Origin of the sequence: Neisseria sp. HMSC068C12, from assembly GCF_001814095.1 — a bacterium.
Lineage (GTDB): Bacteria > Pseudomonadota > Gammaproteobacteria > Burkholderiales > Neisseriaceae > Neisseria > Neisseria perflava.
Map to the genome: position 1 here is coordinate 34,101 of NZ_KV814776.1, position 22,368 is coordinate 56,468.

The window sequence follows — 22,368 nt, forward strand, 5'->3', positions numbered from 1 at the left end:
TTAAAGTAGTCGGTGTTTCAGGGCAGGCAGGCGCGTGCGCACGCTTTGCAGTCGCGCGGTATCCAAATCGGCACAAATCACGCCTTCGCCTTCGGGCAACGTCGCCAACACATCGCCCCAAGGGTCGATAATCATACTGTGGCCGAATGTGCGGCGGCCGCTTTCATGCAGTCCGCCTTGTGCCGACGCGATGACGTAGCATTGGTTTTCCACTGCACGGGCGCGCAGCAGCAATTCCCAATGTGCCTTGCCGGTCGTATAGGTAAACGCGGCCGGCAACAGCAAAACATCAAACGGCTGCTGGGCGCGGAAAAACTCAGGAAAGCGCAAATCGTAGCAGACCCCGGCCGCCAGCGGAACATCGTCCACGCTTAACTTCGGCACATCGCTGCCCGCCAGTATCGTATCGGCTTCGGCGTAGCGTTCGCCCAAACCGGAAAAGCCGAAAAGGTGCATTTTGTGGTAAAGCCCGATTCGGTTGCCGTCGCGGTCATATACAAGCATTGTATTCATCACCTTGCCCGCGTCTGGGCTTTGCAGTGGAACCGTACCGCCAAACAACACCACGCCGCATTCCCTTGCCGTTTCGCTTAAGGCCGTCTGAAAACGGGTGTCGCAGGTTTCGCCAACTCTTCCATCGTCCAAAGGCTCGGCAAATGCCAGTTTGTCCGTGTCGTTTTTGCCCATCAGCGGCCAATATTCGGGTAGCAACACCCAATCCGCCCCTTGTTCGGCCGCCTCGCAGACAAGGCGCTTCATGGTGGAAATATTGGTTTCGGGGTCGGTGGACGACACCATTTGCACAGCGGCGGCACGTAAAGAGCGCATCATCAAAACTCCTGTCAGATTTTGCAAGAATTGTAACTTGTTTACGCACAAGGCCGATACAATCGTCACACAATTCCTCTCCAAAAAAAGGATAAACCATGAACTTGAAACTTCTCCTCACTGCCGCACTTTCCACCGCCACACTCGCCGCACATGCCGACTTACAGCTTTACGGCAGCATCAAAAGCGGTATCGAAACCTCGCAAACCCGTTTCGGCGGCCAAACATACAGCCGAACCGCCGTTGCCGACCAAGGCAGCCACATCGGTTTACGCGGCTCGCATCCGATTGGCGGCGGAACGAATTTTATTTGGGAAGTCGAACAAGACACACCGGTCGGTAAAAGCGGCTCCATCCGCCAAGACTGGCGCGAACGCCGCGAGAATTTTGGCCGTTAAAGGAAAGATTGAATAGTACAGGCCGTCTGAAAGATTTTCAGACGGCCTGTTTTTTATAGTGAGGTCGATTGATTTAAAGAATACACTTAAAAGGCGGCAATCAATAATATCTTAATATTTTCAAAATTTAACAGGTTTGTATAACTTATTGATTATTTGAGAAATTAATAAAATATTGGGTAGCTGATTAAAAAATCAGCATTGGCATTGCTTGCAAATTAAAAAATTATCAAGTAAGGTTAAATGCAAGCGGTTTTATCCGTGAGTTAAATATTAATCAATAAGATAGGATGGTATAACCATGAATGAAGATATTATCAAAGGAAAATGGGAGCAACTTAAAGGTAAAGCCAAAGAAAAATGGGGCGAGTTGACAAACGACGATTTAGAAATCATCGAAGGCAAGCGCGATCAGTTGGCTGGTAAGCTCCAAGAGCGTTACGGTCGCACTAAAGATGAAGCTGAAAAAGAAATTGATGATTGGTTGAACAGCTAAGACCGTTGAATTTCCCAATAAACGGTCGTCTCTCCCTCAACCGTTTTTATATTAAACCGAAAGGAAAAAATCATGCTTCATTATTCGATCGTTTTCTTTATCATCGCTATTATTGCAGCTGTATTAGGTTTCGGTGGCATTGCAGGTAGTGCGGCAGGCATAGCCAAAATTTTATTTGCCGGTTTCTTGATCTTGTCGGTGATATCACTGATTTTTGGCAGGAAGAAATAATACCTGTAGACCGATAAGGTTGTATCAAGCCACCATTCCGTCAAATAGGCCGTCTGAAAAATCAGGATAACTGGTTTTCAGACGGTCTTTGTTCTTATAATAGCGGTTTATTTTTTTACACACCCAGCAACGGAGTTTCCATGCAGTTTTCAGCATTCGGTGAAAAATTCACACAACACAGTGGCATTTTGCAATTGATGGACGATTTGGGCGATGCGCTCAAAAGTGACAAGCCCGTCAACATGCTTGGCGGCGGCAATCCGGCGAAGATTGCTGAAGTCAATGCGGTGTTCGCCGATGTGTTTTCTAAACTGGCGGCGGAACACGCTGTTGAGAATATCGGCAATTATTCCAATCCGCAGGGCGATGCGGCGCTGATTGCGGCTTTGACTGAGTTTCTCAACCGCGAATACGGCTGGAACCTGACGGCGGACAATATCGCGCTGACCAATGGTTCGCAAAACGCGTTTTTCTATTTGTTCAACCTGTTTGGCGGTAAATTCAATCTTTCAGACGGCCAAACGGCTGAAAAAGCCATTTTGTTGCCGCTGGCGCCTGAATATATCGGTTATGCCGACGTGCATGTCGAGGGGCAGCATTTTATTTCGGTAAAACCGAAAATCGAAAATGTCGAACACGAAGGCGAAGCGGGATTTTTCAAATACCGCGTGGACTTTGACGCGCTGGAGAGCCTGTCTGAATTGAAAGAGGGCAAAATCGGTGCGATTTGCTGTTCGCGCCCGACCAACCCGACCGGCAATGTGTTGACCGACGGCGAGATGGCGCGTTTGGACGCGTTGGCGCAGGAACACGGGATTCCGCTGATTATCGACAACGCTTACGGAATGCCGTTTCCGAATATTATTTACAGCGATGTGACGCTCAACTGGCACGAAAACATCATCCTCTGCTTCAGCCTTTCTAAAATCGGCCTGCCCGGCGTGCGTACCGGCATTATTGTCGCCGCGCCGGAAGTGGTCAAAGCCGTCAGCAGTTTGAATGCGATTGTGAATTTGTCGCCAACCCGTTTTGGCGCGGCGATTGCGGCTCCGCTGTTAAACGACGGCCGTCTGAAACAGCTGTCCGACCAAGTGATTCAGCCGTTTTACCGTCGGCAGGCGCAAACTGCCGTCTCGCTGCTCAAACGCGAATTGGGTGCGTATCCGTTGAAAATCCACAAGCCTGAAGGTGCGATTTTCTTGTGGCTTTGGTTTGAAAACCTGCCTGTTTCGTCGCAAACCTTGTACGAAATGCTCAAGGCCGAAGGCACGCTGATTATTCCGGGAGAGCATTTCTTTGTCAGCATCGATAGGCAAGACTATCCGCACGCCCACGAGTGCATCCGCATGAGCATTGCGCAGGACGCGGAAACGCTGGAAAAAGGCATTGCCGCAATCGGTCGCGTGGTGCGCGGTTTGTACGATAAAAAATAAACGCTTTGAATAGACAAAGGCCGTCTGAAACCTGAACAATCGGGTTTCAGACGGCCTTTTTGTCGGATTTAGATATGGTGGATAACCAGTTTTTTGCCTTCGTAATCGAGGACGTTGACGTCCATATCGAATAGGGTTTTGATGTTTTCGGCGGTGAAAATATCGTTGGGCTTGCCCTGCATGGCGACTTGGCCGTTTTTCATGGCGACGACGTAATCGGCATAGGCGGCGGCCTGGTTGATGTCGTGCAGGACGACGACGGTGGTGCGCTTGTGTTCGTCGGTCAGTCGGCGCAGGATTTGCATGAGGGAACGGGCATGATACATGTCGAGGTTGTTCAGCGGTTCGTCCAGCAAAACGTAGTCGGTGCGCTGGCAGAACACCATGGCAATCATGGCGCGTTGGCGTTGGCCGCCGGAAAGCTCGGTCAGGTAGCGGTCGGCAAAGTCTTGCAGGTGGAACTCTGCAAGTGCTTCTTCGACGATGGTTTTATCTGTTTCAGACGGCCTGCCTTGGTGGTAGGGATAGCGGCCGAACATGAGCAGGTCGCGCACGGTAATGCGGCTCATGATGCTGTTTTCTTGGGTGAGGATAGAGAGCGTACGGGCAAGTTCGGCGGTGGGGGTAGTTTTGATGTCTTTGCCTGCGTAGCTGATGTCGCCATGTACCAAGGGCTGCAGGCGCGCCATAAAGGAGAGGAGGGTGGATTTGCCTGCGCCGTTCGGGCCGATTAGCGCGGTAATGCCGCCTTCGGGAATGTCGAGGCTGACGTCGTTGAGGATGGGGTTGCTGCCGATGGTGTGGCTGACGTTGCGGATGGTAATCATAGGCGGGTCCGAAAATGGGAAGTTGGGGTTTCAGACGGCCTTTCAGCATGAGGCCGTCTGAATTTTATTCCTGTATGGTGTTTTTAGATTTCGCTGACGGTGACAAATTCGGGATTGTCGGCTTGGTCAATCAGGAAGGCGCGGACGCGTTCTTGCCAAAGCTCGCCGAATTGTTTGAGTTCATCGGCACTTGCGCTGCCGCTGACGGCTTTGGGCATAATGTCGCGCATTTGCGGGGCAAAGAGTTGGAGAGCGGCGTTGAGGCTGACGGCAACGGTTTTGCCGGTATCGCGGCGGCGGAGCGCGAGTGTGCCGTTGATTTCGCCTGCACCAAAGGACAAGAGGTGGCGGCGGGCAAAGCGTCCGGCAGGGCCTACGCCGCCAAAGCCGGTTTCGGGTGCAGCGCCGGTAAGGAGTTGGACGACGGAAGCGGTAACGCCGGTCGTGCCCTCGTCACGCTCGCCCTGCATAAAGGCTTCAATGTCGCCGCGTTGCGGCAGCTCTGTGCCGTAAAGGGCTTTCAGGCCTTTAATGACCATCAGGTAGGCGCCGGCGACGGTCGGGCAGGAATGGCCGCACAAGCGCACGGCATCGGCGTAGTGGTAAGTGAGGATGCCGTTTTCGGCCGCGCCGAGGAAGTCGGCCAATGCGTCTTGGACGGTAATGGTCGGGGCGTCATCGAAGAATGAAGGGAGGCGTTCTTGTGTCATGAGGGTTGTCCTTTATGGGTTTGCTTAGGCCGTCTGAAGGTTTCAGACGGCCTGAAACCTTTGCGGCATACTGTTTGTTGTGCTTTGAGCGGCATTTGCATTCAGTATTGCGGCAAAGGTTTCGGACTGAAACTGCGGTGTTATTTTAGGAGTATTTTTTTGTCCTGTATAAATTTTTCCGCCAGTTTTGTCACACCGTGGGTATTGAGGTGGTTGGTGTCAAAATATATCGGCAGGCCGTCTATGGTTTTATCTGCCGGAATCGGCCCCATGATGTTGACCCAATGCACGGCAGGCCGCTGTTTGACGATGTTTTCTATGGTTTTGTCCGCTTCTGCGGAGCGGGCAATTTCCGCTTTTTTATGTTCGGAAACGTATTGCATATCGATGCCGAGACGCTGTTTCAGGTAGTAATGGCGCAGGGGCAGTTGCGCGTTCATCGGCGTGTCGGCAAAGACGTAAACCTGCTTGCCCTGTTGGATCAGGGTATCGAGCATTTTGCCGAAATGCTCCGTAAAACCGGGCTTGTCGGTATGCAGGAACCAACGTTGCGAGATAAAGACCACCGGATAGTTTTCGACCTTTTGTGCGATAAAGCGGTTGTAAGGGTTGCAACGGTTGGCACGGCGGTCGCTTTGAGGCAGGAGGAAGCCGAAGGCAACGCCGCAACTGTTGGACGAGATAATGTCGGCGGCAAAGCCTTCCTGTTTGCCCACTATATCGATAAATGGCGTCAGGTGGGCGGCGTGTGAGTCGCCCATCAGCAGGACTTTGCTGCTTTGGTTTTCCGCACCGACAGCGCAGTCGGTTTTGGTTAAGGTATCTGCGCAGATTTTACTTTCGTCAACCGTATATAGGTTTGCCTCGTATGCGGCCGGTTTGGCAGTCAGCAGGTAGCCGGCGGCAGGAATCAGCAGGGCGAAATAAGCGGCGATTACTCCAATGAATTTCTTGGTGGTGAAATTCTTTATCCGTCGCGCCGGTGTTTCGACGAAGTAATAGGACAAAACAGACAAGCCGGACATCAGCACCACTGCCAATACAATCGCGGACATCGGCAAAGCGTTGTCCATGTAAACATAGCGCATGACGGCCAAGACCACCCAATGCCAGAGATACAGCGAATAGGAAATCAAACCGATAAACACAACGGGCTTGAGGCTCAACAGTTTGGCGGTATTGAAGCCGTTTTGCGTTTGCAGGGTTTTGCCCGAGTAAATCAAGCTGCCAACCGCCGTACAGCACAGCAGCCGTTCGATATTGCCTTCGCCGGGCAACACGCCGTAAGGAAGCAGCAGCATGGCGGCAATCACCGCCATCATCGCCCAGCCGACCAGAGGCGTGCTGAAACGGTCGTTGGTTTGGGAGGGCGGAATAAAGGCAAAAAGTGCGCCGATCAGCAGCTCATATGCGCGCACATAAGGCAGGAAATAAGGATCCATGCCGAAGGTGGGCAAAAAGACGGACAACAGGCTCAATACAATCAGCAAAAGAATGAATTGGCGGATGTTTCGCCCTTTGCCGAATCGGAAAAAGGCAATCAGCAAAACTGGAAAAACAAAGTAAAACTGCTCTTCTAGAGATAAAGACCAAATGTGTTGCAAAGGTTTTTCCGCCGCGTCGGCATCGAAATAGCCGCCGCGCCGTGCAAAAAACAGGTTGGCCGAAAACAGCAACGCAAACACTGCGGATTTGACGTATTGGCGCAGGTCAAACGACAAGAAAAAGATTGCGGCGGCCAAGCTCGTACACAGCAATACGCAGGAAAAAACAGGCAAAATGCGCTTCGCGCGGCGTTTGTAAAACTCTAAAAACGAAAAACTGCCGTTTTGCATTTCGCGGCTGATGATGGTGGTGATCAGGTAGCCGGACAGGACGAAAAACATATCCACGCCGAGAAAGCCGCCGGGCAGCCAAGCGGCGTCAATGTGGAAAATAATGACAGCCAAGACTGCCAAAGCCCGTATGCCGTCCAAGTCGGGACGGTATTTTAATGTCGTGCTCATTTTTTGTAATTCTAGTAAATCCAGTAATGTTTACTATGAGTACATGTCAGAAATTTAGTTTCATTTCAAGGATTAAATATTTTTTAAACATGGATTTCAGACGGCCTGAATTTATTTTTGCGAACGTTTGGGCACGTTTAATTTATTTCTTTTTCAACACCAAATATAAAAATACCAATCCGCCTGCAAATTCGACGACCACGCTCAATACTGCCTGCATACCGAGGAAGTGTTCGAAGATGGTTTGCCCACCGACCAATAGGATGCCGCCGACACAAAAAGTCATGGGCAGGCGGACGGAATGTTTGACCGACGGGGAAAAATGGTTGGCCAGCGCGGCAACCAGCAGGCCGAAAAAGCTTACCGGGCCGACAACGGCGGTCGCAGTTGCAACCAGCGCGGCGATCCACAACAGCAGCCATAAGGTATTGCGCGTGTAGTTGATGCCCAAATTGATGGCTTGATTGCGGCCGAGCAGGTAAACATCGAGGCGGTGGCGTTCGCGCCAGATCACGGCGGCGCTGATGAGCAACACGACTGCGCCGATGCCCAACAATTCCGAGTGGACGGTATTGAAGGTGGCAAACATATTCGCCTGCGCCGCGGTAAATTCTTCGGGATCGATCATGCGCGAAAGCAACGATGACAGGCTGCGGAACAAAATCCCGAAAATCACGCCGATTAAAATCATACGCGACAAATCGCGTCCGCCCTGTTTGATGAGCGTGTAGAACAGCAGCAGCGAGCCGCCCATCATGATGACCAGTTCAAAGCCGAATTTACCCGTCAACGGCAGGGAAGCATAGCCCACGCCACCGAGCGTAAACACCAGCAAGGTCTGTAAAAACACATACAGCGAATCGAAACCCAAAATCGAAGGGGTCAGAATCGGATTATTGGTCAGCGTTTGGAAGAGTTGAGTGGACACGCCGACCGCATAGGCGACCATCAGCAACGCGGCAAGTTTGGTCAGACGCAGGTGCAAGACAAAGTCCCAATCGCCTTTGACGTTGAGCGTCATAAACAGAACGCAGGAAACCAGCAACAGTGCAAAGGCGACCCACAACGGACGGCTGCTTCCTGCCATAAAACCGATATTTTTTTCAGACGGCATGAGCAGGTTTCCTTAATAAAAGCCACAAAAACAAAGCCGTCCCCATCACACCAAAAACCGTAGAGACCGGAATTTCAAACGGAAACACAATCACGCGTCCGACAATATCGCACAGCAACACCAAAGACGCGCCCAGCAAGGCCACTGCAGGCAGGCTTTGGCGCAGCTTGTCGCCCATCAGGCGGCTGATGATGTTCGGCACGACCAAGCCGATAAACGGAATATTGCCGACCGTCACGACCACTAAAGACGTAATCAGCGCCACAATAATCAGCCCCGACCACAGAATCGCCGTCCGGTTCAGCCCCAAATTCACGCTTACCGTTTCGCCCAAACCCAAAATCGTCAGCTGGTCGGCAATCAAATAGGCAAACAAAGCCAAAATCCCCGTTGCCCACAACAATTCATACCGCCCGAGCAACACGCCGGAAAAATCGCCCTGTTGCCACACGCCGAGCATTTGTAGCATTTCGTTTTCATACGCGATAAAGGTGGCCACCGCCTCAATCACACCGCCGAAAATAATCCCGACCAAAGGCACCATCAGTTGCGCGGTCGGCGGCAGGCGGCGGATCAGCAGCATAAAGACCAGCATCCCGATCAGCGCGGCAACGGCGGCAACCGACATTTTTGCCAGCAGCGGCGCGGCCGGAAGCAGCAGGGTCATCAACAGCAAACCCAAAGCCGCGCTTTGGCTTGCGCCCACCATCGACGGTTCGACAAAACGGTTGCGCATCAAAATCTGCATAATCATGCCGGCTACCGCCATCGACGCGCCCGTCAGCACAATCGCAAACGTGCGCGGCAGGCGGCTGATGAACATGACCTGCTGGCTGTCGGATAGCGAAAACAGGGCGGACCATTTGAATTCGGCCACGCCGACCGACAGGCTGACGGCAAACAATATCAGCAGCGCCACACCGTTGGCCGCATTTAAAAATGAAGGTTTGTGAAACATAAAATGGTTCGGAAAAATAAGGCCGTCTGAAAGAAGGGTTAAGGTATTTGGCAAAAAAGCAGGTTTGCCCATCATAAAAACAGATGCAAACAGGCAAAAATTGTCCATTTGCACCATGTATTTCAGACGGCCTAAATCCAATGACTTCAGGTCAAGCAGCTTGACCCTGTGTATCATCAAACCCTTCAGGCCGTCTGAAAGAAGCGGGCGGCTATGCCAGCGCCGAATTACTTGGCCGCATTAAACGCATCGCTTACCTGTTTGGAAGCGTTCAGCAATTCTTGCGCGCCGCCGGCCGCCAAATAAGTTTCAGGAACAAGGTAAACCACCTGTCCTTTTTTCCATGCAGTTGTTTCGGCAACCAGTGGATTGTTCAACACATCTTTCGCAGCCTGACCTTCTTCGCCGATGGCCGCGCCGCGGTCCAAAACAAACAGCCAATCAGGGTTTTTCTCTTTCAGGTATTCAAAGCTGATAGGCTGGCCGTGGCTGCCTTCTTTAATCGATTCATCAACAGCGGGAACGCCGATGTCTTTATGCAACCAACCGCCCAAACGTGAGGAAGGGCCGAAAGCCGACATCTTACCGCCGTTGACCAATACCACCAAACCCTTGCCTTTGCCTTGCGCAGAAGTTTTCGCCGCTTCAAACGAAGCATCGATTTCCGCTTTCAGCTTGTCCGCTTCGGCCTGTTTGCCGAAGATTTGACCCAGTGCGTCGATGCGCTCTTTTGAGCTTTCTTTCAGATTGGCGGTTTCGGCGGTCATCTCGATGGTCGGTGCGATCTCGTTCAACTTGTCAAACGCTTTGGCTGCACGGCTGCCGATGATGATGAGCTGCGGTTTGTAAGCGTTGAGTGCTTCGTAGTCAGGCTCAAACTGCGTGCCGGCAGGTTTCGTGGTTTTGAAATATTCGTCCAAGTAGGGCAGGCGGTTTTTGTCGACGGACAAACCGGTTTTCACGCCCAGTTTGTTTAAAGTGTCAAGCATGCCCAAATCGTAAACGGCGATACGCTCCGGATTTTGCGGCACTTTCGCATCGCCGCGCGTGGTTTTCACCGTCAGGCTTGCGCCTTCGGTTTGGGCGGCAGAAGCGGAAGCAGTTTGGGCTTGGTTGGACGCAGAATCTTTCGGTGAACACGCACCCAAAGCGAGGGTGCAGCATACGGCTAAAGCGGTCAAACGTAACATAGGGTTTCTCCGTGGTCGGAAATAAAGTAAATAGAAATGATAACTTGTATCGGATTATAAAGCTAGATGCCGTCTGAAAACTTTTGTTTTCAGACGGCTTTTTCAAGCTGATTGCTTAGAAGCGGTAGTTCACGCTTAGGCGGACATCGCGGCCTGGTTCAGGCAGGGAATTGGCACCTGCGCGTTGGCTGTGCGGCTTGTAGTTTTTATCAAAGACATTGTTGACGGAGAAGTTGACGTTCAAGTCGTCTTTGCCTGTCGGTTTCCAGTTGGCGAAGATATCGTTGACGCCGTAGCCTGCACGGACGACATTCAGAGCCACATCAGAGCCGCGCGAGGTCGGGGCATAGCCTGCATTTTGGACATAACGTCCGCGCCAGCCGATTTCCAGATTCGGATTGTCGAATTGGTAAGAGAGACCGGTTGTCCATGTGCGTCCCATCGGGATGGCGGTCGTTACTTTGTCAGCGGTATCGCCATTCAGCTTCGGTTTGCTGTAGGCTACGCCTGCACGTGCGGTCAGACCTTTCCAGCGGTAGGCTGCATTCAGTTCGTAACCTGTGTTTTTCAGCTTGCCGCCGTTATACCAGACGTTGTTTCGTCCTTCTTGACGGATGGCCTGTACATCTTTGATTTGCTGATGGAAATAGCTGCCGGAGAGCGTCAGGGCAGAATTCCAGTGGTAGTTAAAGCCGATTTCTGCATTTCGCGAGCGTTCTGCTTTCAAGTCAGGTGATGAAATAATCGGCCTGTTGTTTGCTAAAGCTGCTTCGTACAGGCGGGGGCTGCGGGTTGCATAGTTCAGGCTGGTGTTGATGGAAAAATCAGGGGTAATGTCATAAACCAACCCGATGCTTGGATTGAGGTTGCCGTCTGAATTTTCTGTATTACTGCTGGTTTTCATTTTCCAGCGGTCATAGCGCAAACCTGTGGTCAGCGTAACCGGTGAGAAATCCCAAATGCCTTCTACATATACGCCGGCATCGCTTTTCTTCTCGCTGTTTTCTCCTTTTGAGCTGCTTTTTTGAGTGCGCCAGTTTACTCCGTATTTCAAGGTATGGCGGTCAAATAGACGGCTGTCGAGATTGAGGTTGGCTCCGTATGTCCGTACTTCGCCGTCCAATTCATAATCTGGACTGGGGGCTTCATCACGTTTGGTATTCAAACGGTAAACATTGGCTTTGATTTTGTCAATAAAGCCCAAGTTTCCGCCTTTGAATTCCAAGTTGGTGGTGTCTTGGGTCAGTGTGCGGTAACGCGGCGAGTTGGTGGCGACATTCGGAATACGGTTGCCGTTGGCATCCAAAACGTATTGACCCGTACGGCGGTCGGTTTGGAATACTTGCGAGAAATCGAACTCTTCGCGCAGGGCGCGTTCCCCATATTGCTTCTCTTGGCGGTGGCTTAATTCAATACGGTTGTCCTCGTTGAAACGATAGCCGATTTTGCCCAGCAAACCGCGTGAACCCAATCCACTGTTTAAAACCTTATCGCTTCCGAGCAGATTACGGTAGCCTTTGCCTGCCGTGTATTCTTTGTCGCGTACGAAATTGCCTGAAACCAAAGCGTCAAAACCGCCTGCCTGACCATAAACGCTTGCGCCGCGTGAATAGCCTTTATTGCTACTGATGCCGGCATTGACTTTGAAACCGACGTTTTGACCCTCTCTCAGCAAATCTTTGGCTTCAACCGTTTCGGCAACAATCGCGCCGCTGGTTGCACCGATACCTGCGGAGGCCGAACCCGTACCTTTTTGCACGGCAACGACTTTTACCAATGCGGGGTCAAGCATAAAGCGGCCGTTGTGGTGGAAAATCTGGCTGTCGGTGTAAGTATCGTCAACTTTATAGTCTATTTGGTCTTGTCCCATACCGCGGATGGTTACCCACTGCGACTGACCGTTGCCGCCGCCGAAACTGATAGAGGGTTCGTTGAACAATACGTCTTTTAAATCAGTGGAAGTCGTTTCTTCCATACGTTTTGTCGTTACGCGATGTGTGGCGCTTGTGGCCTGACCTTTGACGGTAACGGTATCAAGCACAACATTGTCTTTGGCTTCATTTTCTGCATGGGCAAAACCGGCTGCCAGTGTCAGTGACAGCAGGCTCAGTCGGAACAGGGGCGTATTCATTGAGAAATGTCCTTAATAAAATGACAGTAATAAAAAAATAAAAGCAAATAAAGAGAAATTATCTTTAAAAATATGCAATTAAGAATAATCATCATTTATAATAATGCATATAAAAGAAACAGTTGTAAAGAGTTGTATTGAATTTGTTAAGGAAATGGGTTGTTTTTAAACGAACTTTGCAGTTGGTATATCAGGCCGTCTGAAAAATATGTGATCGGGCATTTTTGCGTATGAAAATATTTGGAAAGACTGCATAGAAATTTTTACTTTTTCCCTTGAATTTGTCGCAAACAACCCAAATCTACTCGCCATTACGGCAGGCTTTCTACTAAGTGTGCCGCTATTTCCAAGCAAACCGTGTCTGTCATGTCCGACAGACAATTGTTTTCAATCTATTTATTTATCGGAGCATTAAGACATGACCATCCGCCCTTTACACGACCGCGTAGTCGTCAAACGCTTAGAAGCTGAAGAAAAAACCGCCTCTGGCATCGTTTTGCCGGGTGCGGCTGCTGAAAAACCCGACATGGGCGAAGTAATCGCCGTAGGTGCGGGCAAAATCGGTAAAGACGGCGCGCGCCGTCCGCTGGATGTCAAAGTCGGCGACAAAGTGATCTTCGGCAAATACAGTGGCCAAACTGTAAAAGCCGACGGCGAAGAGCTGTTGGTAATGCGTGAAGAAGACATCTTCGGTATCGTTGAATAAACTAGTGAGATTTACGTTATGACCAAATGCAAAGAACTTGATTTACTGAAATCCTACTTAACTGACAAATTAAAAGCTGAGAAAAGTATCATTAAGGATGCTGAGCGGTTTACTTTTCCTGGTAGTGATTTGATCGTAGATGTTTTTCACACAGGTACTGTTCGTCCGCAAAATGAACATAAAGATGTGGAGCTTTGGAAAAAAATTCAAACACATATCGACAGCCTAAATTCTTAACTTATTATTAAAATTTCTGGAGATAAAATATGGCAGCAAAAGACGTACAGTTCGGCAATGAAGTTCGCCAAAAAATGGTAAACGGCGTCAACGTATTGGCAAACGCCGTACGCGTAACTTTGGGCCCTAAAGGCCGCAACGTGGTACTCGACCGCGCTTTCGGCGGCCCGCACATCACTAAAGACGGTGTGTCTGTTGCAAAAGAAATCGAATTAAAAGACAAATTCGAAAACATGGGCGCGCAAATGGTGAAAGAAGTGGCGTCTAAAACCAACGACGTAGCCGGCGACGGTACCACTACTGCAACCGTATTGGCGCAATCCATCGTTGCCGAAGGCATGAAATATGTGACCGCCGGTATGAATCCGACCGACCTGAAACGCGGTATCGACAAAGCCGTTGCCGCTTTGGTTGACGAGCTGAAAAACATCGCCAAACCTTGCGACACTTCTAAAGAAATCGCCCAAGTCGGCTCTATTTCCGCCAACTCTGACGAACAAGTCGGCGCGATTATCGCCGAAGCGATGGAAAAAGTCGGCAAAGAAGGCGTGATTACCGTTGAAGACGGCAAATCTTTGGAAAACGAGCTGGACGTGGTTGAAGGTATGCAATTCGACCGCGGCTATCTGTCTCCTTACTTCATCAACGACGCTGAAAAACAAATCGCTGCTTTGGACAATCCGTTTGTATTGTTGTTCGACAAAAAAATCAGCAACATCCGCGATTTGTTGCCTGTTTTGGAACAAGTGGCCAAAGCCAGCCGTCCGCTCTTGATTATCGCTGAAGACGTAGAAGGCGAAGCCTTGGCGACTTTGGTGGTGAACAACATCCGTGGCATCCTGAAAACCGTTGCCGTTAAAGCCCCTGGCTTCGGCGACCGCCGCAAAGCCATGTTGCAAGACATCGCTATCCTGACCGGCGGCGTGGTGATTTCTGAAGAAGTCGGCCTGTCTCTGGAAAAAGCGACTTTGGACGATTTGGGTCAAGCCAAACGCATCGAAATCGGTAAAGAAAACACCACCATCATCGATGGCTTCGGCGACGCAGCCCAAATCGAAGCGCGTGTTGCCGAAATCCGCCAACAAATCGAAACCGCAACCAGCGAATACGACAAAGAAAAACTGCAAGAGCGCGTGGCTAAATTGGCAGGCGGTGTGGCAGTGATCAAAGTCGGTGCTGCTACCGAAGTGGAAATGAAAGAGAAAAAAGACCGCGTGGAAGACGCGCTGCACGCTACCCGCGCAGCCGTTGAAGAAGGCGTGGTTGCCGGCGGTGGCGTAGCCCTGTTGCGTGCCCGTGCTGCTTTGGAAAACCTGCACACCGGCAATGCCGATCAAGACGCAGGCGTACAAATCGTATTGCGCGCCGTTGAGTCTCCGCTGCGCCAAATCGTTGCCAACGCAGGCGGCGAACCTAGCGTGGTCGTCAACAAAGTGTTGGAAGGCAAAGGCAACTACGGTTACAACGCAGGCTCCGGCGAATACGGCGACATGATTGAAATGGGCGTACTCGACCCTGCCAAAGTAACCCGTTCTGCGCTGCAACACGCCGCATCTATCGCCGGCCTGATGCTGACCACAGACTGCATGATCGCTGAAATCCCTGAAGAAAAACCTGCTATGCCTGATATGGGCGGCATGGGTGGTATGGGCGGCATGATGTAAGGCCGTCTGAAACCTTCAGACAAAAAGCAAAACCGCACGGCAAGCAGCCGTGCGGTTTTTTATTTGCCAGAAAGAAGCGTAAGATGGTGAGGGGTATGTCATGATTTACGGAGAAATAAGGGCAGCCAGTTCCATTGAATCTGAAGCAATCAAATAAACTTCATCATCAAAAAAAAGCCGTCTAAAACTTTATTTTACGTTTCAGACGGCCTGATTTTTAGTCAAAACAAGGGATTATTTATCCAGTTTGGCTTTGCGTTCTTCCAACCAATGTTCCAAGTAGTGGATGCTGACACCACCTTTTTGGAAACCCGGATCGCTGAACAAGTCGCGGTGCAGCGGCGTATTGGTTTTGATGCCGGTAATCGCCAGCTCATCGAGGGCAACACGCATTTTGGCCATGGCTTGGTCGCGGTCTTTACCGACGACACAGACTTTGCCGATCAGGCTGTCGTAGTAAGGAGGGATGCGGTAGCCTTGGTAAATATGGCTGTCGACGCGGACGCCGAAGCCACCGGGCAAGTGGCAGCTTTCAATCAGGCCCGGGCTTGGAATGAAGTTGTACGGGTCTTCAGCGTTGATACGGCACTCAAACGCGTGGCCTTCGACTTGAATGTCTTCCTGTTTGTATTGCAAAGGCAGGCCGGATGCGATGCGTAATTGCTCTTGAACGATGTCTACGCCGGTGATGAGCTCGGTAACCGGATGCTCAACCTGAACGCGTGTGTTCATCTCGATAAAGAAGAATTCGCCGTCTTCGTACAGGAATTCAAACGTACCTGCGCCGCGATAGCCGATGCGTTTGCAAGCGTCGGCACAGGCTTTGCCGATTTTGGCGCGTTCTTCTTCAGTGATGAACGGGGCCGGTGCTTCCTCAATGACTTTTTGGTGGCGGCGCTGCATGGAGCAGTCGCGCTCGGCGAGGTAGATGGCGTTGCCGTGTTCGTCGGCAATCACTTGGATTTCGACGTGGCGCGGACGTTGCAGATAGCGTTCCATGTAAACCATCGGGTTGCCGAATGCCGCGCCTGCTTCGGCTTTGGTCATTTCGACAGACTGGAGGAGGTCTTCTTTTTTCTCGACGACGCGCATACCGCGGCCGCCGCCGCCGCCGGAGGCTTTAATAATGACGGGATAACCGACTTTATCGGCGATTTTGAGGATTTCTTCGCCGTCGTCTGGCAATGCGCCATCAGAACCGGGAACGCAAGGTACGCCGGCTTCGATCATGGCGTGTTTGGCAGATACTTTGTCGCCCATCAGACGGATGGTGTCGGCTTTAGGGCCGATGAAGACAAAGCCAGATTGTTCGACTTGTTCGGCAAAATTGGCGTTTTCGGCGAGAAAGCCGTAGCCGGGGTGGATGCCGTCGGCTTCGGTTACTTCGGCGGCAGCAATGATGGCCGGGATGTTGAGGTAGCTTTGTGCGGATGCGGCAGGGCCGATGCACACGGATTCGTCGGCAAGTTTGACGTGCAGGCTGTCTTTGTCGGCTTCGGAATGGACGGCGACGGTGGCGATGCCCATTTCACGGCAGGCACGCAGGACGCGCAGGGCGATTTCGCCCCGGTTGGCGATCAATACTTTTTTCAGCATGATAATCTTTCCGGATGGTTCAGACGGCCTATTGTCGGCCGCCTAATGCGTTGCGGATTTTTTGGTCGGTTTTGTATTGGCTCAAGGCATAAACCGACCACATGGCTGCCGGTATCCAGCCAACCAGCGTACATTGCAGAATCAGACAGATAATGCCTGCAAACGGACGGCCGATGGTGAAAAACTGAAGCCATGGCAAGAAAATAGCCAAAATCAGACGCATGGTTTGTCCTTAATGAACAGAAAAGGAATTTCAGACGGCCTTAAAGCTAAAGGCCGTCTGAAAAAGCGGATTATTCAATGATGAAGAGCGGCTCGCCGTATTCGACCGGAGTACCGTTTTCAACCAGAATTTCTTTAACGACACCGGATTTCTCGGCTTCGATTTCGTTCATCAGCTTCATGGCTTCGATGATGCACAAAGTATCGCCGGCTTTGACTTGTTGGCCGACTTCGACGAAAGCGGCGGCGTTCGGGCCGGGGGCGCGGTAGAACGTACCGACCATAGGCGATTTTTGCGCGTTGGACAAATCGCGAGCGGCAGGGGCGGCGGCCGGAGCGGCTGCAGCCGGAGCAGCTGCAGGGGCGGCAACCGGAGCGGCTGCGGCAGGTGCCGGAGCAGCATAAATAGGAGCTGCGGCGGCAGTGGTACGCGTAATGCGGACTTTTTCTTCGCCTTCGGTAACTTCAATTTCTGCAATGCCTGATTCTTCGACCAAATCAATCAGTTTTTTTAATTTACGCAAATCCATTGCTTTTCCTTTTTTGCGCGGCATATAAAGTGCATATTAGGTATGCGCCGCAGTGGTTTTAGATGATTTCCTGATACGTCGGAAGGCTGGTTTGCCATCCGGCGTTTAAATAATGTCGGAACAGGGCGGAGCCTGAAAAATGAATCCGGCTATTTTCCCGAACTTGTCGGTAAATGTCCAGTAAAAGATAGAAAAAAGGCGTTTTTCGGCGAAAAAAGAAAGGAACGCTGATTTTCGTTAAAAAGTGATTTCCCCAAGAGCGTTTATTCTAATTTATTGGTTTTTCGACAAAACATGCCGTCTGAAAACCCACTTTGCGCGTATAATGGCGCCTGTTTTTTTAAATTATGCACGACAATGGATATTTCCGATTTTGATTTTGAATTGCCCGAAAAACTGATTGCCCAGCATCCGCCGGAAGTACGCGGCAGCAGCAGGCTTCTGGTTGCCTTGCCTACATTGCCGATTGAAGACAAACATTTCGGCGATTTACCCGATTATGTCGCACCGGGCGATGTGCTGGTGTTTAACAATACCAAAGTGATGAAGGCACGCCTGTTCGGCCAAAAAGCCAGCGGCGGCAAAATCGAAGCCCTAATTGAACGGGTATTGGACGCGCATACCGCATTGGCGCATATCCGCTCGTCCAAATCGCCGAAACCGGGTACAGAATTGATTTTTGAAGGCGATATCCGTGCCGTCATGATGGAGCGTGCGGAAGAATTGTTTTGCCTGAAATTTGAAGGCGAGCAAACCGTTTACGAACTTTTAGAGCAAAACGGCCATCTGCCCTTGCCACCTTATATCGAACGCGTGGCCGATGATGAAGACGACAGCCGCTATCAGACCGTGTACGCCAAGTACCAAGGCGCAGTGGCCGCACCGACGGCAGGCTTGCACTTTACCGATGAATTATTGGGCCGTCTGAAAGCCAAAGGTGTAGAAACCGCGGAAGTAACCCTGCACGTCGGTGCCGGCACATTCCAACCCGTGCGCGTCGATAAAATTGAGGAACACAAAATGCACAGCGAGTGGTTTGACGTACCGGCCGAGACTGTTGCCGCCATTGAAGCCGCCAAAGCGCGCGGCAATAAAGTGTGGGCGGTGGGCACAACCTCCATGCGCGCCTTGGAATCTGCCGCACGCGAGACAGGCCGTCTGAAAGCCGGTCGCGGCGATACCGATATTTTCATTACGCCGGGCTACCGCTTCAATGTTGCCGATCGATTGATTACCAACTTCCACCTGCCCAAATCAACCTTGCTGATGCTCGTCAGCGCGTTTTCGGGCATGGAGCATATCCGCAGCGTTTACCGTCATGCGGTGGAACAGGAATACCGCTTTTTCAGCTATGGCGATGCGATGATTTTGGGGAAAGCGGAATAAATTTGAAGCGGATTGGAGCATTTCAAACTGGTTATTTGGGTTGTCCCGAATCCGAATCAGTTGGAACGCTCTAAAATACGCGAATTAAAATAAATTATTGAAGTAAACACGCGAAGTTATTGGAATTTGAGTTGTAAGAAATAAAGCACAAAACAAAAAGGCCGTCTGAAAATCGTTTTTCAGACGGCCTTTTATCTTTCCATGCTTAGGCGTCGATGTTTTGCGCCAGCAGGGCGTTGTTTTCGATGAAGGCGCGGCGCGGTTCAACTTCGTCGCCCATCAGGGTAACGAACACTTCGTCGGCGGCGATGGCGTCTTCGATGCGGACTTTCAGGAGGCGGCGGACGGTAGGATCCATCGTGGTTTCCCAAAGTTGTTCCGGGTTCATCTCGCCCAAGCCTTTGTATCGTTGGATGGACATGCCTTTTTGAGCAACGCTCATCAAGATGTCCAAAGCGCCTTCAAAGCTGTCGATATCGTATTCGTTGTCGCCTTTGTAGAGCTTCGCCTCTTTTCCGACTATGCCTTTGAGTGCGGCGGCGGTTTGGGTAAGGGTTTGGTAGGCTTTGCTGTTGAGGAACTTAGGCTCAAGGTAGCTCACCATCACATTGCCGTGCAACTTGCGTGTGATTTTGATGAACTGGTGTCCTTCGTGGCCTTCGATACGTTCGAGCGCGACTTCTTTTTCGTCCAAGAGGCCGCTCAATTCGGCAACGGCCCGGTCTGCGCTTTCTGCGGTGCTGAGATCGACTGGCGAAGCGTGCAGCATGGCATGCAGGACGAGTTCGTCAATGATGCGGCTTTCTTGCTCGATGACGGTTTTTGCCAACAGGAATTGTTTGGCGGTATTGGCAAGCTCTTCGCCTTCGATGGTGCGGCCGTCTGAAACGATTTTGGCTTTTTCCAAGGCCAAGCCGAGCAGCCATTGGTCTTTTTCCAATTCGTCTTTGAGATAGCGCTCTTGTTTGCCGTATTTGGCTTTGTACAAAGGCGGCTGGGCAATGTAGATGTAGCCGCGTTCGACCAGCTCGGGCATTTGGCGGTAGAAGAAGGTCAGGAGCAGGGTGCGGATGTGCGCGCCGTCCACGTCGGCATCGGTCATGATGATGATGCGGTGGTAGCGCAGTTTTTCGGCATTGAATTCTTCTTTGCCGATGCCTGCGCCCAAAGCGGTAATCAGCGTGGCGACTTCTTGGCTGGCCAGCATTTTTTCAAAACGTGCTTTTTCGACGTTCAAAATCTTACCTTTGAGCGGCAAAATTGCTTGGAATTTGCGGTCGCGGCCCTGCATGGCGGAACCGCCTGCGGAGTCGCCCTCGACGAGGTAGAGTTCGGACAGGGCAGGGTCTTTTTCTTGGCAGTCGGCCAGTTTGCCCGGCAGACCCAAGCCGTCCATCACGCCTTTGCGGCGGGTAATTTCGCGGGCTTTGCGGGCGGCTTCGCGCGCGCGCGCGGCATCGACGATTTTGCTGGTGATAATTTTGGCTTCGGTCGGGTTTTCTTCAAGGAAGTCGGTCAAGGCTTGGTTGATGACTTCGTTAACGACGGGGCCGATTTCGCTGGAAACCAGTTTGTCTTTGGTTTGCGATGAGAATTTCGGGTCGGGCAGTTTGACGGACAAAACGCAGGTCAGGCCTTCGCGCATATCGTCGCCGGCGGTTTCCACTTTGGCTTTTTTGGCGACTTCGTTGGCTTCGATATAGTTGTTGATGGTGCGGGTCATCACTTGGCGCAATGCGGTCAAGTGGGTGCCGCCGTCGCGTTGCGGAATGTTGTTGGTAAAACATTGCACGCTTTCTTGGTAGCTGTCGTTCCATTGCATCGCGCATTCGACGCTCATGCCGTCTTTTTCGCCGAACGCGTAGAAGATTTTTTCGTGCAACGGTGTTTTTTTGCGGTTCATGTATTGTACGAAGCCGGCCACGCCGCCGGAGAGGGCGAAGCTTTCGTGTTTGCCGTCGCGTTCGTCGATCAGCTCGATATCTACGCCGTTATTGAGGAAGGAAAGTTCGCGGATACGTTTGGCAAGGGTGTCGAAGCTGTATTCGACATTGCCGAAGGTTTCGCTGCTGGCGAGGAAGCGTACGGTTGTACCTTTTTTGTCGGAATCGCCGACGACCTTCAACGGCTCTTCGGTTTCGCCGCGTACGAAGCGGACGAAGTGTTCTTTGCCGTCACGGTAGATGGTCAGCGTTACCCAGTCGGACAGCGCGTTGACGACGGATACGCCCACGCCGTGCAGACCGCCGGAGATTTTGTAGCTGTTGTTGTCGAATTTGCCGCCTGCGTGCAAGACGGTCATGATGACTTCGGCGGCGGAGCGGCCTTCTTTCGGGTGGATGCCGGTCGGCATGCCGCGGCCGTTGTCGGCCACGCTGACGGAATTGTCGGCATGGATGGTTACGGTGATTTTGTCGCAATGTCCGGCGAGCGCTTCATCAATAGCGTTGTCGAGCACCTCGAACACCATGTGGTGCAGGCCGCTGCCGTCCTGCGTGTCGCCGATATACATACCGGGGCGTTTGCGTACCGCTTCCAAGCCTTCCAGCACTTGTATGCTGTCGGCGCCGTATTCTTCGTGTTTTTGGTCAGTCATGGTCTTTTCTTGCTGAATTTCAAGGAATTTTTCCGTGCGCGCGATGAAATGTCAAACGGGCGCGGCGGATGTGTTCCGAAAGGTCAAAATAATAGGCAATTATACCTGATTTTGCTGGAATATTCAGCGTTTTAAGTACAAAAAGGCCGTCTGAAAGATTAAATTTCAGACGGCCTTTGTATCGGAAAACAGGTTTAGCGTTTGACGCCGCTCAATCGCGCCCAGCCTTCTTCGATTTCGGCAGGCTCAATGTCAAACCATTGGCTGTAAATGCCGCTGAGTTCTTCGACTTGTTCGTCCAAAAGGCCGGACAAGACAATGCGGCCGCCTTGTTTGGTACGCGCGGCAAGCATTTCGCCGAGCATACGCAGCGGGTTGGCCAGAATGTTGGCGACAACGACATCAAATTGGCCTTGCGGCAGGCCGTCCGGCAGGTAGAACTGCGCGTCAACGTTGTTTTGCGCGGCATTGTCTTTGCTGGCGCGGATGGCTTGTTCGTCAATATCTACGCCGATGGCGGAGCCTGCGCCGAGTTTGAGGGCGGCAATGGCCAAAATGCCTGAGCCGCAGCCGTAGTCCAATACGCTTTCGCCGCCTTTGAGCTGTGTGTCGAGCCATTTGAGGCAGAGGCGGGTGGTCGGATGGCTGCCTGTGCCGAAGGCAAGACCCGGGTCAAGTTGCAGGTTGACGGCGTTGCCGTCGGGCGCTTCGTGCCAAGACGGGGTAATCCATAGGCGGTCGGAAATTTGAATCGGGTCGAATTGCGCTTGGGTCAGGCGTACCCAGTCTTGATCTTCAAGAATTTCGCCGGTGTATTTCAAATCGTTCAAACCGCATTCCTGCGCGGCGGATTCGATAATGGAAGCGGCGTCGTCGCTTTCGCCGAAAAGGGCGATGACTTTGCTTTGTTGCCAGATTTGCTCGGTCGGCATGCCCGGCTCGCCGAAAATGGCCTGCTCGTTTTCTGTGCCGGCGTAGGCATCTTCAATGGCGGCGGACAATGCGCCGTGTTCCATCAACGCGTCGGCAAGGCGTTCGGCGACGGCATCGTTGACGTTGATGGTGATTTGTTGATAGGACATGGTGGGGCTTTCTTTTTAATAAGGCCG

At 51.6% G+C, this 22,368-nt stretch carries 21 protein-coding genes; 8 read left to right on the plus strand and 13 right to left on the minus strand.

Annotated elements, in window-relative coordinates; genetic code table 11:
• Positions 1-831, minus strand: coding sequence for a carbon-nitrogen hydrolase family protein (locus HMPREF2952_RS00170; protein ID WP_070695152.1), 831 nt, complete (start codon positions 829-831; stop codon positions 1-3).
• A gap of 95 nt (positions 832-926) precedes the next feature.
• Between HMPREF2952_RS00170 and HMPREF2952_RS00175 the strand changes: the two genes are divergently transcribed.
• From HMPREF2952_RS00175 to HMPREF2952_RS00190, 4 genes are all read left to right on the plus strand, one after another.
• Positions 927-1,226: a porin gene (locus HMPREF2952_RS00175; RefSeq protein ID WP_070695153.1), complete on the plus strand. Its 300-nt coding sequence runs from the start codon at positions 927-929 to the stop codon at positions 1,224-1,226.
• A gap of 301 nt (positions 1,227-1,527) precedes the next feature.
• The gene (locus tag HMPREF2952_RS00180; RefSeq protein ID WP_063068317.1) at positions 1,528-1,722 is read left to right on the plus strand and encodes a CsbD family protein; all 195 of its coding nucleotides are present in this window, start codon (positions 1,528-1,530) and stop codon (positions 1,720-1,722) included.
• Positions 1,723-1,794: 72 nt separating this feature from the next.
• Positions 1,795-1,953, plus strand: a complete 159-nt coding sequence (locus tag HMPREF2952_RS00185; protein WP_039862543.1) for a DUF1328 domain-containing protein — start codon at positions 1,795-1,797, stop codon at positions 1,951-1,953.
• A gap of 140 nt (positions 1,954-2,093) precedes the next feature.
• Positions 2,094-3,386, plus strand: a complete 1,293-nt coding sequence (locus HMPREF2952_RS00190; protein WP_070695154.1) for a valine--pyruvate transaminase — start codon at positions 2,094-2,096, stop codon at positions 3,384-3,386.
• A gap of 68 nt (positions 3,387-3,454) precedes the next feature.
• Here the strand turns inward: HMPREF2952_RS00190 and HMPREF2952_RS00195 are convergent, their stop codons facing one another.
• From HMPREF2952_RS00195 to HMPREF2952_RS00225, 7 genes are all read right to left on the minus strand, one after another.
• Entirely contained in the window at positions 3,455-4,213 is a 759-nt protein-coding gene (locus tag HMPREF2952_RS00195) for an iron ABC transporter ATP-binding protein (RefSeq protein WP_049328943.1), read from the minus strand.
• An 83-nt stretch (positions 4,214-4,296) separates the two neighbouring features.
• Entirely contained in the window at positions 4,297-4,923 is a 627-nt protein-coding gene (locus tag HMPREF2952_RS00200) for an FmdE family protein (RefSeq protein WP_070695155.1), read from the minus strand.
• Between the two features lie 140 nt (positions 4,924-5,063).
• A complete protein-coding gene (locus tag HMPREF2952_RS00205; protein WP_070695156.1) occupies positions 5,064-6,929 on the minus strand; it encodes an acyltransferase family protein in 1,866 nt (621 codons plus the stop codon).
• A gap of 142 nt (positions 6,930-7,071) precedes the next feature.
• Complete coding sequence (locus HMPREF2952_RS00210; protein ID WP_070695157.1) at positions 7,072-8,043, minus strand: iron chelate uptake ABC transporter family permease subunit; 972 nt, start codon at positions 8,041-8,043, stop codon at positions 7,072-7,074.
• Complete coding sequence (locus HMPREF2952_RS00215; RefSeq protein WP_070695167.1) at positions 8,033-9,001, minus strand: ABC transporter permease; 969 nt, start codon at positions 8,999-9,001, stop codon at positions 8,033-8,035. The genes HMPREF2952_RS00210 and HMPREF2952_RS00215 overlap by 11 nt, the downstream gene beginning before the upstream one ends.
• Before the next feature lie 227 nt (positions 9,002-9,228).
• On the minus strand, positions 9,229-10,191 hold the full coding sequence (locus tag HMPREF2952_RS00220; RefSeq protein ID WP_070695158.1) for a siderophore ABC transporter substrate-binding protein: 963 nt from the start codon (positions 10,189-10,191) through the stop codon (positions 9,229-9,231).
• 115 nt (positions 10,192-10,306) lie between these two features.
• The gene (locus HMPREF2952_RS00225) at positions 10,307-12,322 is read right to left on the minus strand and encodes a TonB-dependent receptor domain-containing protein (protein ID WP_049336909.1); all 2,016 of its coding nucleotides are present in this window, start codon (positions 12,320-12,322) and stop codon (positions 10,307-10,309) included.
• Positions 12,323-12,740: 418 nt separating this feature from the next.
• On the opposite strand from HMPREF2952_RS00225, the gene groES reads away from it, so the two are divergent.
• The 3 genes from groES to groL are packed head-to-tail and all read left to right on the plus strand — an operon-like array spanning position 12,741 to position 14,929.
• Positions 12,741-13,028 carry a co-chaperone GroES gene (groES, locus tag HMPREF2952_RS00230; RefSeq protein WP_003744509.1) on the plus strand — a complete coding sequence of 96 codons (288 nt, stop codon included), beginning with the start codon at positions 12,741-12,743 and terminating at the stop codon, positions 13,026-13,028.
• A gap of 18 nt (positions 13,029-13,046) precedes the next feature.
• Entirely contained in the window at positions 13,047-13,265 is a 219-nt protein-coding gene (locus tag HMPREF2952_RS00235) for a hypothetical protein (RefSeq protein WP_049336910.1), read from the plus strand.
• A gap of 29 nt (positions 13,266-13,294) precedes the next feature.
• On the plus strand, positions 13,295-14,929 hold the full coding sequence (gene groL / locus HMPREF2952_RS00240; protein WP_049322649.1) for a chaperonin GroEL: 1,635 nt from the start codon (positions 13,295-13,297) through the stop codon (positions 14,927-14,929).
• Positions 14,930-15,163: 234 nt separating this feature from the next.
• On the opposite strand, the gene accC is transcribed toward groL, so the two are convergent.
• From accC to accB, 3 genes are all read right to left on the minus strand, one after another.
• Positions 15,164-16,525, minus strand: a complete 1,362-nt coding sequence (accC, locus tag HMPREF2952_RS00245; protein ID WP_070625230.1) for an acetyl-CoA carboxylase biotin carboxylase subunit — start codon at positions 16,523-16,525, stop codon at positions 15,164-15,166.
• 28 nt (positions 16,526-16,553) lie between these two features.
• On the minus strand, positions 16,554-16,748 hold the full coding sequence (locus tag HMPREF2952_RS00250; protein ID WP_039862547.1) for a YqaE/Pmp3 family membrane protein: 195 nt from the start codon (positions 16,746-16,748) through the stop codon (positions 16,554-16,556).
• Positions 16,749-16,818: 70 nt separating this feature from the next.
• Positions 16,819-17,277, minus strand: coding sequence for an acetyl-CoA carboxylase biotin carboxyl carrier protein (gene accB, locus HMPREF2952_RS00255; RefSeq protein WP_070504010.1), 459 nt, complete (start codon positions 17,275-17,277; stop codon positions 16,819-16,821).
• 357 nt (positions 17,278-17,634) lie between these two features.
• On the opposite strand from accB, the gene queA reads away from it, so the two are divergent.
• Positions 17,635-18,663, plus strand: coding sequence for a tRNA preQ1(34) S-adenosylmethionine ribosyltransferase-isomerase QueA (gene queA, locus HMPREF2952_RS00260; RefSeq protein WP_004520993.1), 1,029 nt, complete (start codon positions 17,635-17,637; stop codon positions 18,661-18,663).
• Between the two features lie 205 nt (positions 18,664-18,868).
• Here the strand turns inward: queA and gyrB are convergent, their stop codons facing one another.
• Entirely contained in the window at positions 18,869-21,259 is a 2,391-nt protein-coding gene (gyrB, locus tag HMPREF2952_RS00265) for a DNA topoisomerase (ATP-hydrolyzing) subunit B (RefSeq protein WP_049336914.1), read from the minus strand.
• Between the two features lie 194 nt (positions 21,260-21,453).
• Entirely contained in the window at positions 21,454-22,341 is an 888-nt protein-coding gene (gene prmA, locus HMPREF2952_RS00270) for a 50S ribosomal protein L11 methyltransferase (protein ID WP_049336915.1), read from the minus strand.
• Positions 22,342-22,368 lie beyond the last annotated feature (27 nt).